This is a genomic window from Trujillonella humicola (assembly GCF_046233715.1).
GTDB lineage: Bacteria > Actinomycetota > Actinomycetes > Mycobacteriales > Geodermatophilaceae > Trujillonella > Trujillonella humicola.
This window is the reverse complement of the sequence record NZ_JBJNRJ010000006.1, coordinates 138217-150945: the sequence shown is the minus strand read 5'-3', so window position 1 is coordinate 150945 and position 12729 is coordinate 138217. Positions and strand designations below refer to the sequence as shown.

Annotated in this window: 9 protein-coding genes; all 9 read right to left on the bottom strand. The window is 74.0% G+C overall.

The window, feature by feature from the left end; all coding sequences use genetic code 11:
- Positions 1 to 78 precede the first annotated feature (78 nt).
- Positions 79 to 1686, bottom strand: coding sequence for a methyl-accepting chemotaxis protein (locus ACK586_RS05610; RefSeq protein ID WP_409329465.1), 1608 nt, complete (start codon positions 1684 to 1686; stop codon positions 79 to 81).
- A 400-nt stretch (positions 1687 to 2086) separates the two neighbouring features.
- Positions 2087 to 3724: a methyl-accepting chemotaxis protein gene (locus ACK586_RS05605; RefSeq protein ID WP_409329464.1), complete on the bottom strand. Its 1638-nt coding sequence runs from the start codon at positions 3722 to 3724 to the stop codon at positions 2087 to 2089.
- A gap of 330 nt (positions 3725 to 4054) precedes the next feature.
- Positions 4055 to 5665: a methyl-accepting chemotaxis protein gene (locus tag ACK586_RS05600; protein ID WP_409329463.1), complete on the bottom strand. Its 1611-nt coding sequence runs from the start codon at positions 5663 to 5665 to the stop codon at positions 4055 to 4057.
- A 310-nt stretch (positions 5666 to 5975) separates the two neighbouring features.
- Entirely contained in the window at positions 5976 to 7580 is a 1605-nt protein-coding gene (locus ACK586_RS05595) for a methyl-accepting chemotaxis protein (protein ID WP_409329462.1), read from the bottom strand.
- Between the two features lie 333 nt (positions 7581 to 7913).
- Positions 7914 to 8675: a trehalose-phosphatase gene (gene otsB, locus ACK586_RS05590; protein ID WP_409329461.1), complete on the bottom strand. Its 762-nt coding sequence runs from the start codon at positions 8673 to 8675 to the stop codon at positions 7914 to 7916.
- Between the two features lie 2 nt (positions 8676 to 8677).
- The gene (locus ACK586_RS05585; RefSeq protein WP_409329460.1) at positions 8678 to 10093 is read right to left on the bottom strand and encodes an alpha,alpha-trehalose-phosphate synthase (UDP-forming); all 1416 of its coding nucleotides are present in this window, start codon (positions 10091 to 10093) and stop codon (positions 8678 to 8680) included.
- A 31-nt stretch (positions 10094 to 10124) separates the two neighbouring features.
- Positions 10125 to 10484 (bottom strand): fluoride efflux transporter FluC, encoded by a 360-nt coding sequence (locus ACK586_RS05580; protein ID WP_409329459.1) that lies wholly within the window; start codon positions 10482 to 10484, stop codon positions 10125 to 10127.
- The gene (gene crcB / locus ACK586_RS05575) at positions 10481 to 10897 is read right to left on the bottom strand and encodes a fluoride efflux transporter CrcB (RefSeq protein ID WP_409329458.1); all 417 of its coding nucleotides are present in this window, start codon (positions 10895 to 10897) and stop codon (positions 10481 to 10483) included. The genes ACK586_RS05580 and crcB overlap by 4 nt, the downstream gene beginning before the upstream one ends.
- 76 nt (positions 10898 to 10973) lie before the next feature.
- Entirely contained in the window at positions 10974 to 12728 is a 1755-nt protein-coding gene (gene ngg, locus ACK586_RS05570) for an N-acetylglutaminylglutamine synthetase (RefSeq protein ID WP_409329457.1), read from the bottom strand.
- Between the last annotated feature and the right edge of the window lies 1 nt (position 12729).

Below are 12729 nucleotides of genomic sequence, written 5' to 3'. Positions count from 1 at the left end.
CCCCCCCCCCCCCCCCCCCCCCCCCCCCCCCCCCCCCCCCCCCCCCACCCCCCCCGCCCCCCCCCCCGGGGCCGGCGGTCAATAGCTGAAGCGGCCCACCGTGGTGCGGAGGTCGGCAGCCATCCGCGACAGCTCGTCCACGGCGGTACGCGTCTGCGCCAGGGCCTGCGTGGTCGACCCGGCGGCGGTCGAGACGCCGGTGATGTTGGCGGCGATCTCCGTCGTCCCGCCGGCGGCCTCCTGGACCGACCGCGACATCTCGTTCGTCGTCGCCGTCTGCTCCTCCACCGCGCTGGCGATGGTGGTCTGCCGGTCGGCGATCTGCGCCACGATCGAGCTGATCTCCTCGATCGCCGTCACGGCGGCGGTGGTGTCGCCCTGGATCGCCTGCACCCGCCGCGCGATGTCCTCGGTCGCCTTCGCCGTCTCCTGGGCCAGCTCCTTGACCTCGTTGGCGACGACGGCGAAGCCCTTGCCGGCCTCACCGGCCCGCGCCGCCTCGATCGTGGCATTCAGCGCCAACAGGTTCGTCTGCTCCGCGATCGAGGTGATCACCTTCACCACGTTCCCGATCTCGGCGGACGAGTCACCGAGCTTCGCCACCGTCGCCGTCGTCGTCTCCGCGGCGGCGACGGCGCGCCCGGCGACCTCCGACGCCTCCGCGGCGTTGCTCGCGATCTCCCGGATGGAGGCACCCATCTGCTCGGCACCCGCGGCCACGGTGGCCACGTTCCGCGACACCTCCTCCGCAGCCGAGGACACCACCGCCGACTGCGCCGAGGTCTCCTCGGCGCCCGCCGAGATCTGCGCCGAGGACGCCGACAACTCCTCCGACGAGGCGGCCACCGCATCCGCCGAGGCCACCACCGATGCCATCAGCCCGCGCAGGTTGCCCTGGGCGTGGGTCAGGGCCGCAGCCATCTGCCCGACCTCGTCCCGCTGGTCGACCCCGACCGGATGGGTCAGGTCACCCTCCGCAAGCCGCTCCACCGAGTGACGGACCCGGTTGATGACCCGGGTGAGCGACCGGGCGACGGCGATCCCCAGAGAGAGCCCGAAGACGCTCCCGACGACCACGACGACCAGCTGCACGGTGCGGGTCGACTCGTAGGCCTCGTGCGCGGTCGCGGCGTTGGCCGACGCCGTCTCCTGCTCCAGCTGTGAGAGCGCGGCCAGCTCGTCGACGATCCGCCCGCTCACCGGGGGGATCTGGTTGAGCCGGACGTCGTTGAACTCCTCCGTCTGGCCGGCGGCGGCAAAGGCGTTGGCCTGCGCGGCCAGCCGCATGTAGGTCTCCCAGTCGGCCAGGACCCGGTCCAGGCTGCCGACCATCGCCGGCGTCAGCTCCGTCTCGGCCCGGAGCCGCTCCGCCGCGGCGAGCAGGGCGGCCTCGGCGGCGTCCCGCTGCTCCTCCGCGGTCCGGACGGCCTCGGGGTTCGGCGCACTCGTCCGCGCGAGTGAGGCCATCCGGTAGGAGATGTACTGGAAGCGCATCTCCTGGACCAGATGGGTGCCGACCGTGCTGTTCCGGTACATCGACTCGGTTCGCTCCGCTGCGGTGGACAGCGCGGAGATGCCGAGGATGCCGACGACGCCGGCGACGACCGCGACGACGGCGACCGCGCACGTCATCTTGACCGTGACACCGAGGTCGCGGAATCGCAGCCTGCTCGGCGAGCGGCTCATGGTGGTCCTCCTGGGATGACTGGGGGGTGGGGCCGAAGTGCGACAGATTGCAGCCGGACTGCGCCGCTGCGACACATATCGTCTCCATTCCAGCCGATCCGGAGCCGCGTTCTCGAAGTGTGTCGCCCGCCATGACCGAGAAATGTCGACGAGCGCCCTTCCCGCTCGGATTTGTCGACAGCACGGGCGGCGAAAGGCGGCGCCGTCTGCAGGGAATGCGCAGGAGCGCCCGGCCGGCTGGCCGGGCGCTCCTGGGTCATGACGATCGCCGATCCCCCGTCCGGGGACGTACAGCGGCCTCGCCCGCTGACGCCCCGCTCCCCCGGCGAGATCTGCACAGTGGACGCCATCAGCGGCCGATGGTGACGAGTGTGCAGATCTCGCCGAGGGAGGGCCCTCCTCAGTAGCGGAAGCGGCCCACCGTGGTGCGCAGGTCGGCAGCCATCCGGGACAGCTCGTCGACCGCGGTCCGGGTCTGGGTCAGCGCCTGCGTCGTGGACTCCGCCGCCGTCGACACCCCGGTGATGTTGTCGGCGATCTGACCCGACCCCTGCGCCGCCTCGCTCACCGACCGCGCCATCTCGTTCGTCGTCGCCGTCTGCTCCTCCACCGCGCTGGCGATCGTGGTCTGCCGGTCGGCGATCTGCGCCACGATCGAGCTGATCTCCCCGATCGCGGCCACCGCCGCCGTCGTGTCGCCCTGGATCGCCTGCACCCGCCGCGCGATGTCCTCGGTCGCCTTCGCCGTCTCCTGCGCCAGCTCCTTCACCTCGTTGGCCACCACCGCGAACCCCTTGCCCGCCTCACCGGCCCGCGCCGCCTCGATCGTGGCATTCAGCGCCAGCAGGTTCGTCTGCTCCGCGATCGAGGTGATCACCTTCACCACGTTCCCGATCTCGGCGGACGAGTCACCGAGCTTCGCCACCGTCGCCGTCGTCGTCTCCGCGGCAGCGACGGCGCGCCCGGCGACCTCCGACGCCTCCGCGGCGTTGCTCGCGATCTCCCGGATCGAGGCACCCATCTGCTCGGCACCCGCGGCCACCGTCTGCACGCTGCGCGACACCTCATCGGCCGCACCGGCCACCACCCCCGACTGCGCCGAGGTCTCCTCCGCCGACGCCGAGATCTGCGCCGAGGACGCCGACAACTCCTCCGACGACGCCGCCACCGCATCCGCCGCACCCACCACCGTCGCCATCACGCCGCGCAGCTCGACGACGGCGGCGTCCAGGGCCTGCCCCATCTCGCCGAGCTCGTCGCGGGTGTCGAGGCCGGCCCGCACGGTCAGGTCCCCGCGGGACAGCGCGGCGGTGACCAGGCCGACGCGGGCCGCCTGGCGCGCGATGCCGGTGGCGATCCAGAAGCCGAGCCCGGCGGTGACCGCGATGCCGGCGAGCATCAGGACGATCGCGAGAGTGCGCTGCGACTCGTAGTCGGCCCGGATCCGTGCGGCAACGGCCGCGGCCTCGTCCGACTCGACCTCCCGGATCCCGTCGATCCCGTCCTGGACGACCTGGGCGAGGGGCGCGCCCTGCGTGGCGTTCTGCTGCATCCAGCTCTCGAAGTCCCGGACCTGGGAGAGCGGCACCAGCACGCCCTGCTGGAAGGTCACGTACGCCTCGGCGTCGGCGACGATCTCGTCGAGAGCGGCGACCTTGCCGGTGTCGCCGTCGGTGGTGGCCCGGTAGGCCTCGGCGGCCGCCCGGAACTCCGCGGCGATCGTGTCGATCGCCGCGACGGAGGCGGCGGGGTCGGCCCCCACGACGGTGTCGCGGATGTTGATCCGCAGGTCACCGACCAGGACGTCCATCTCGCCGGCGGCCGCGATGCCGCGCAGGTTGCTCGCGTAGAGGTCGTCCGCGGCGTCGGCGGAGGCACCCAGCGCCTGCAGGCCCATGAACCCGACGACACCCGTGACCAGCGCGCCGACGGCCACGGTGCCGAGGACCTTCGTCTTCACGCTGCGGTCGCCCCACAGGTGGCGGCTCGGGGAGGGCGCGGGGGCGCCGGCGGGCGAGAGGGGGGCGGGGGCGGACATCGCGGTCTCCTGAGGAGCGGGACAGGGGGCGGGGATCGCGGGCGGTCCGCGTTCGGAACGCAGAATGGGCTCCCGCCCCCTTTCGCACACGCATTCTGCGCGGCGTGTCGAAAACGGCTCGGACCGGACCGGATATCGCATCCAGAGCGAGTGTCGACAATTCGGCAGGAAGGGTCGGTGACCGGTTCCGGCGCTGTCGACACGGCGACAGCACAGCCGACGGTGACCATTTCTCCGGTTCCCGCCGGTGACGCACACCCCCAGCCGGTGGCTCGCGACCCGGGGGGTCCCCGGACGCCGAGATGGCCATCTCGGCGTCCGGGGGAGCGCTCAGTAGGTGAACCCGGCGACCGCGCTGCGCAGCTCGGTGGCCATCCGGGAGAGCTCGTCCACCGCGGTGCGCGTCTGGGTCAGCGCCTGCGTGGTGGAGTCGGCCGCGGCCGACACCCCCGTGATGTTCTCGGCGATCTGCCCCGACCCCTGCGCGGCCTCGCCGACCGACCGGCTCATCTCGCTGGTCGTGGCGGTCTGCTCCTCCACCGCGCTGGCGATGGTCAGCTGGAAGTCGTTGATCTGCCCGATCACCGTGCTGATCCGGCCGATCGCCGCCACGGCGCCGGTGGTGTCGTGCTGGATGGCGTCGACCCGGCGGGCGATGTCCTCGGTGGCCTTCGCCGTCTCCTGCGCCAGCTCCTTCACCTCGTTGGCGACGACGGCGAAGCCCTTGCCCGCCTCGCCGGCCCGCGCGGCCTCGATGGTGGCGTTCAGCGCCAGCAGGTTCGTCTGCTCCGCGATGGAGGTGATGACCTTGACGACGTCGCCGATCTCGCGGGAGGACTCGCCCAGCTTGGTGATCTGCCCGGTCGTCGCCTCGGCCTCGGCCACCGCCGCGGCCGCGACCCGCGCCGCCTCGTTCGCGTTCTGCGAGATCTCCCGGATCGAGGCACCCATCTGCTCGGCGCCGGCGGCCACCGTCTGCACGTTGCGGCTGACCTCCTCCGCGGCCGAGCTCACCACCCCGGACTGGGCCGAGGTCTCCTCCGCCGACGCGGAGATCTGCGCCGAGGACGCCGACAGCTCCTCCGACGACGCCGCCACCGCGTCGGCTGCGCCGGCCACGCCGGAGAGGACGCCGCGCAGGCTCTCCTGCGCCGTGACCAGCGCCTGGGCCATGCGGCCGAGCTCGTCCCGGCTGCGCACCTCGGGCTCCACGGTCAGGTCGCCGCGCGCCAGGGCCTCGACCGACCCCTGCACCGACCGGACGGTCGCGACGATCTGCCGGACGACGTAGACGGCCAGGCCCGCGGCCAGGAGCACGCCGGCGGCCAGGAAGACCCACAGGGTCAGCACGGCGGAGGCGGCGATGTCGCTCGCGTGGTCGGTGGCGTCCTGCCCGGCGCCCACGCGGCGCTCCTGCATGGCGGCGTACTCGTCCATGATGACGTCCGAGGCGGCCTGCAGGGGCCCGGTGACGATCTGGCCGGCCAGGGCCACGTCACCGGCGGCCGCGGCCGGGACCAGCTGCCCCTCCGCGACCGCGTAGTAGCCGTCGACGTGGCCCCGGAACTGCTCGAAGGCCTCCTTGTTGACCGTCACCAGGGCGTAGGCGTCCAGCTGGGACTCGAGGGTGCCGCGGCGCTCGCGCAGATCGGCGCGGATCTCCGCCTGCGTCTCGGCCGGCACCAGGGCCAGGGAGTTGTACCGCGAGCGGTCGCCCTGCCAGGAGCGCTGGATGTTCGCCAGGTCCGCCAGGCTCACCACGTTGCCGTTGATGTCGTCGGTGGCGGCGTCCAGCGAGCCGATCCGCGAGACGGCCAGCCCGGCCATCGCGACGGCCACGAGGGCGAGGGCGGCGATGGCGGCGCCGATCTTGACGGCGACCGGCCGGTCGGCGAACCAGCGGCGGCGGGAGGCGCCGCCGAGGGGAGGAGAGGCGTTCACGGGTCGTGCTCCTGGTGTCGTTGCCGCGCTACTGGGGGATGCGCCGCCTCGTCCGCCGTCGTGCAGATGTCGGGGCGCCGGTCCATGATGCGAGCCGGGAATGGCTCGGCGACCATTCCCGACGGCGTGTCCGAACCTGTTCCGGGTATTTGCACGGTCACCTCCGCCCGGTTGTCCCCAAGTCGACAGGCGAGGGCGGCGACCATTTCCGACGCCTTTTTCCGAACGGCGGTGAGAAACGACGGGAGCGCGGAACCGGAATGTCCGGTTCCGCGCTCCCGCGGGTGCCCGCCGCCGCCGGCGACGCGCGTCAGTAGGTGAAGCGGCCCACCGCCCCGCGCAGGTCGGCGGCCATCCGGGAGAGCTCGTCCACCGCGGTCCGGGTCTGGGTCAGCGCCTGCGTCGTCGTCTCGGCGGCGGTGGAGACGCTGGTGATGTTCTCGGCGATCTGCTCGGACCCACCGGCGGCCTCGGACACCGACCGCGACATCTCGCTGGTGGTCGCGGTCTGCTCCTCCACCGCCGAGGCGATGGTGGTCTGCCGGTCGGAGATCTGGGCGACGATCGAGCTGATCTCCCCGATCGCGGCCACCGCCGCCGTCGTGTCGCCCTGGATCGCCTGCACCCGCCGGGCGATGTCCTCGGTCGCCTTCGCCGTCTCCTGGGCCAGCTCCTTCACCTCGTTGGCCACGACGGCGAACCCCTTGCCCGCCTCACCGGCCCGCGCCGCCTCGATCGTGGCGTTGAGCGCCAGCAGGTTCGTCTGCTCCGCGATCGAGGTGATCACCTTCACCACGTTGCCGATCTCCGCGGAGGACTCGCCGAGCTTGTTCACCGTGGCCGTGGTGGACTCCGCCGCGCTGACCGCCCGCATGGCCACCTCGGAGGCCTCCGCGGCGTTCTGCGAGATCTCCCGGATCGAGGCGCCCATCTGCTCGGCGCCCGCAGCGACGGTCGCCACGCTGCGCGAGACCTCCTCGGCGGCCGAGGACACGACCCCGGACTGCGCCGAGGTCTCCTCCGCCGACGCCGAGATCTGCGCCGAGGACGCCGACAGCTCCTCCGACGACGCCGCCACCGCGTGCGCCGACGCGGCCACGCCCGCCATCACCTCGCGCAGGCTCGACTGCGCCGCGGCCAGGGCGCCGGCCATCTGCCCGACCTCGTCTCGGGAGGTCACGTCGGCCGAGACGGTCAGGTCACCACCGGCCAGCGCCTGGAGTGCGAGCCTGACCCGCTGCACCGGCCGGGTGACCGACCGGCTGATCAGCCAGCTGATGGCGAGCACCGCCACCAGCGCGCCGGCGGCGACGCCCACGACGACGCGCTCGGCCCGGGCGATGTCGTCGCGCAGCGCCTGCTCGGCCGCCGTCCGCGCCGCGGCCAGCTCGTCCTTGGCGGCGCCGACGGCACCGTCGGTGAGGTCGTTGGCGGCCTGGATGTCCTCCCAGCGCACGCGGGTGGCCGCCTGGTCGGTGACCGCGTCGTCCACGAACGCCGAGATGGCGGCGGTGTAGTCGCCGAAGCTGGCGGCCAGATCGGCCACCGCGGTGGCGGGCGCCCCGTCCAGCGGGATGGCGCCGAGCTCGGCGAGCAGCGCCTCGGGGGTGGCGATGTCCTCGGCCAGCTCCGCGAGCTGCTCGGCGGGGACGTCGCGCACCAGCGCCTTGAAGCCGTCGACCTTGAGCTCGCTGGCCCGGGTGTCGAGCTGCAGCACGAGCGTCTCGGCGTCGGCCAGGTCCTGCAGCCGGGCGGTGGCGTCCCGGACGGAGCCGTTCCCCACGAGGACGGCGGCGAGCAGGCCGGCGAAGGCGAGGACGACGACGCCGACGAGGACGCCGAACTTGACCGCCAGCGGCCGGTCGGCGAACCAGCCACCGCGGCGGGCGGGCGGGGGGAGTGCGGGGACGGTCATGGCTGCTCCAGGAGGGACGGCGGGTCGAGCTGCGTCATCCTTGGACGCGCTCCAGCCGCATCCCGTGACCCTGGGCCGTCAGTGACGCAATCGTCGTGTTTGACCCGGCACACCCCGCGCGGGGCTGTCGACCTGTCGACGGCGCCGTGGCCGACCTCCCGGAGGCGCGGTGCCGTCGGCGCAGCTCAGGGGCGCGGGACCCGGGGGAGGGGAGCGGACCGCGCCGCCCGGGTCGACACGCGGGAGGCGGTCGCTCCCCGGGCGTGCCGCGACACGGATCCCCCGCGCGCAGCGGCCCCCGCAGACGAGACCCCGACGGGGGGAGCGGCGACGTCAGCCGGCCGGGCGGGCCAGGGCGGCGTCGAGCGCGGTCAGCAGGGCGAGTGCGCGCTCCGGATCGGCCACCCGGAAACCGGCCACGGTGTCGCCCGGGCCGACCTTCACCCCGACGTCGTCCGGGCCGAGGACGGCGAAGGCGTCCTCGTCGGTGAGGTCGTCGCCGAGGTACAGCACGGCCGCGGCCCCGAGCTCCTCGCGCAGCCGGCGCAGCGAGCTGCCCTTGTCCGCGTCCGTCACCGCGATCTCGAGCACCTCCTTGCCCGGCTTGAGCGTCAGGTGCGGGTCCGCCTGGGCGCGGGCCGCCTCGAGCAGCGCGGTGGCGGCCGGGCGGTCGGTGACCTGCCGGACGTGGACCGCGACGCTGGCCGGCTTGACCTCCAGCCGGCCGCCCGGCGTCGCGGCCACCAGGGGGGCCAGCCGCTCGGCGAGCTCGTCGCGGCGCTCGGCGAGCTCACCGGTCAGCGGGCCGTCGAACTCCGCACCGTGGCTGCCCACCCAGCGGTAGGGACCGGCCAGCCCGCTGACGGCCTGCAGGTCGGCCACCCCGCGGCCGCTCACCAGCGCCACGGTGACGCCCTCGTGGCCGGCCAGCCGGTCGAGCACCGCGTCGACGCCCGGCAGCGGCACCGCCGCGGAGGGATCGCCGACCAGCGGGGCCAGCACGCCGTCGTAGTCGCTGGCGACCAGCAGCGGCCGGCGGGCGGCCAGCCGGGGGAGTGCGGTGGCGAGGTCCTGGGGCAGGCCGTCGGGAGACACGCTCAGACCTGCGCCTTGAGCGCGTCGAAGAACGACGTCGCCCAGTGGTCCAGGTCGTTGCGGAAGACGTGCCGGCGCATCGCGCGCATCCGCTTGGCGCTCTCCTCGCGCTCGATCCGCAGCGCGCGCACCAGCTGGTTCTTCAGCCCGGCGATGTCGTGCGGGTTGACCAGGAAGGCCTGCCTCAGCTCGGCGGCGGCGCCGGCGAACTCCGACAGCACCAGCGCGCCGCCCAGGTCGCCGCGGGCGGCGACGTACTCCTTGGCCACCAGGTTCATGCCGTCCCGGTACGGGGTCACGAGCATGACGTCGGCGGCGCGGTAGAGCGCGACCAGCTCCTCGCGGGGCACGGACTGGTTGATGTAGTGCACCGCCGGGCCGCCCAGGCTGCCGAAGACGCCGTTGATGTGGCCGACCTGCTGCTCGATCGTCTCGCGCATCTGCACGTAGTGCTCGACCCGCTCCCGGCTGGGGGTGGCCACCTGCACGAAGACCGTCGACGGCGCCTCGACCACGCCGTCCTCCAGCAGCTCCTCGAAGGCGTTGAGCCGGACCCCGATCCCCTTGGTGTAGTCCAGCCGGTCGACCCCGAGGATGATCTTGTCGGGGTCGCCGAGCTCCTTGCGGATCTCCGCAGCGCGGGCGACCACCTCGGGCGAGCCGGCCAGCTGGTCGAAGGCCGCCACGTCGATGGAGATCGGGAACGCCCGCGCCGTGACGGTCCGCCCGTCGTACTGGATGACGTCCTTGCGGGTGGGCAGGTCGTGCAGCCGGCGGGCGAGCTGCACGAAGTTGCTCGCGGCGCTGGGCAGCTGGAAGCCGACCAGGTCGGCGCCGAGCAGGCCCTCCACGATCGCCGAGCGCCAGGGCAGCTGGGTGAACAGCTCGTACGGCGGGAACGGGATGTGCAGGAAGAACCCGATGGTCAGGTCGGGACGGCGCTGGCGCAGCATCGCGGGCACCAGCTGCAGCTGGTAGTCGTGCACCCAGACGATCGCGCCCTCGCCGGCCACCTCGGCGGCGCGGTCGGCGAACCGCTTGTTGACCTGCACGTAGGTGTCCCACCAGGTGCGGTGGTACTCGGGCTTGGCGACCACGTCGTGGTACAGCGGCCACAGCGAGGCGTTCGACATGCCCTCGTAGTAGCGGTCGACCTCCTCCTCGGACAGCTCGACCGGGATGAGCGACATGCCGCCGGACTCGAACGGCTCCGGGGCCGGCCCGGCCGACCCGGACCAGCCCACCCAGGCCCCGCCGCGGCCGGCGACGAATGGCTCGAGCGCGGTGACCAGGCCGCCGGGGCTGCGCTGCCAGCGGGTGCTGCCGTCCGGCTCGGTGACCTGGTCGACGGGGAGCCGGTTGGCCACGACGACCACCGGGCTCTCGGCCCGCGTCTGCTGCTCGGGGAAGTCGGCCATACCGCGGTCGACCCTACCGACCCGGGGCCGATCAGGAAGCGGCGGCCACGGCGTAACCGGCCGCGGCGGCGCCCAGCCCGAGGACGACGGTCGCGCCGACGTAGGCCGCCGCGCGGGCGACGGCGCGCTCCTCGACCAGCCGGACGACGTCCACGCCGAAGGTCGAGAAGGTGGTGAGGGTGCCGCAGAAGCCGGTGCCGACCAGCGCGACCACCCACGCCGGGGCGTCGCCCAGACCGAGCAGCACCCCCAGGACGAGCGACCCGGCGACGTTCACCGCGAGCGTCCCCAGCACGCTGCCGCGCCCGCGCCGGGTGGCGGCCACCCGCTCGGCCAGCAGCCGCAGCGGTGCGCCGGCCATCGCCCCGAGGACGACGAGCAGCGCGGTCACGCGACCTCCTCCTCGACGACCACCACGGCGCGCGCCCGGACGCCGCCGCGCCGGCCCAGCCACACCCCGGCCGCCGCGGCCAGGACGCCCCCGGCCACCGAGACGAGGACGTAGGCCACCGCGACCGCAGCCGCGCCGTCGTCCACCAGGCGGACGACGTCGACCGCGAAGGTCGAGTACGTCGTGTACCCGCCGAGCACGCCGGTGCCCAGCAGCGGCCGCAGCCAGGGGCGGTCGGGGAACCGGGCCAGGACCGCGCCGAGCAGCACCCCGAGGAGCAGGCAGCCGGTGAGGTTCTCCAGCAGCGTGGCCCAGGGCCAGCCGCCGGGGGAGGAGGGCAGCGCCTCGGCCACCCCCCAGCGCGCGAGGGCGCCGAGCGCCCCGCCCACCGCGGCGAGCAGGTAGGCGGTCACCGGAGTCGCGGCGCGGGGCGGCCCCCGTGCAGGGTCCCGCCGCGAGGCTGCGGGCGGCGGGGGGCACGGGGGTCCCTCATCGGCGGCGGGTCTCGGGGAACAGCAGGTCGACGAACCGGGCCGCCGTCGGCTGCGGCTCGTGGTTGGCCAGCCCCGGGCGCTCGTTGGCCTCGATGAAGACGTAGTCGGGGCCGTCGACGGCCGGCACCAGGAAGTCGATGCCGGTCACCGGGATGCCCAGCGCCTCCGCCGCGCGCACGGCCGCCTCGGCGATCTCGGGGTGCAGCCGGTCGGTGACGTCCTCGATGGTGCCGCCGGTGTGCAGGTTCGCCGTCCGCCGGACCTGGATGCGCTCGCCCCGGGAGGGGACGTCGTCCATGGCGTAGCCGGCCTCGGCGACGACCTCCGCCGTCGTGTCGTCCAGCGGGATCGTCGACTCCCCGCCGGTGGCCCGCTCCCGCCGCCGGCTGGTGGTGCGCACCAGGTCGGCCACGGGCAGCCGCCCGTCGCCGATGACCTCCGCGGGCCGGCGGACCGCGGCGGCCACCACCTGCCGGTCGATGACGACGACCCGCAGGTCCTCGCCGGGCACGAGCTCCTCGACCAGCACGTCGGGGCAGAACTGCAGCGCCAGCTGCACGGCCCGCTCGAGCGCGGCGTCGTCCCGGACCCCCACGGTGATGCCCCGGCCCTGCTCGCCGCGGGCCGGTTTCACCACGACCTGCTCGACGGCGCCGAGCAGCGCGCGGGCGTCGGCCAGGTCCCCCTCGCGGGCCAGCGCGCCCTGGGCGACGCGCACCCCGGCCCGGCGCATGATGCGGCGGGTGACCCGCTTGTCGTCGCAGCGGCTCATGGCCACGGCACTGGTGAACTCCGACAGCGACTCGCGGGTGAGCACCGAGCGGCCGCCCAGGGTCAGCCGCATCTCGCCCCACTCGGCGTCGGTGACCTCGACGCGGATGCCCCGCCGCAGCGCCTCCTCGGCGATGATCGTGGCGTAGGGGTTCAGCGTGTCCAGCCCGGGCGGCCGCGAGGCGAACAGCGGCGTGTTGATGGGGTTCTTGCTCTTCACGCAGACCGCGGGGACGCGGGAGAAGCCGAGCTTGCGGTACAGCGCGATCGCCGGGGTGTTGTCGTGCATGACCGACAGGTCGAGGTACGCGCGGCCGCGGGCGACGTAGCGCTCGGCGAGCACCCGCACCAGCGCCTCGCCGGTGCCGGGCGGGGCGTCCTGCTTGTCGGCGACCAGGCACCACAGGCTGGTGCCGCCCTCCGGGTCACCGAAGGCGAGCACGTGGTCGACGCCGGTGACGGTGCCGACGATCTTGCCGGTCCGGGTGTCCTCGGCGACCAGGTAGGTGAAGGTCCGGGTCCGGTGGTTGGCCCACATGATCTCGGGGTCGGCGGCGACCATGCCGTTGCGGGCGTAGAGGTCGTCGATGACCGCCATCTCCGCCTGCGAGGTCACCGTGCGCACGAAGACCCCGCGGATGACGTCGGGCCGCGAGCGGTAGCGGTGCAGGTCCAGCCGGTAGGTGAGCGACGGGTCGATGAACAGCTCGTCGGGCGCCATGCCGACCAGCACCTGCGGGTCGCGCGGGTAGACGCAGATGTCGCGGCGGCCGGTCTCCTCCGCGCGCAGGGCGTGCACGATCCCGTCGAGCTCGCGGAACGTCTGCCCGAACACCAGCCGGCCCCAGCCCAGGTCGAGCACGACGTCGGTGGCCATGTCCCCGAGCTCGTGCGCGGAGGGCTCGTGCCACGACCGGCTGGTCAGCTCGGGGGTGGAGGCAACGGGACGGCGCCGGTGGCCGGCCAGCCGTGGAGTCACG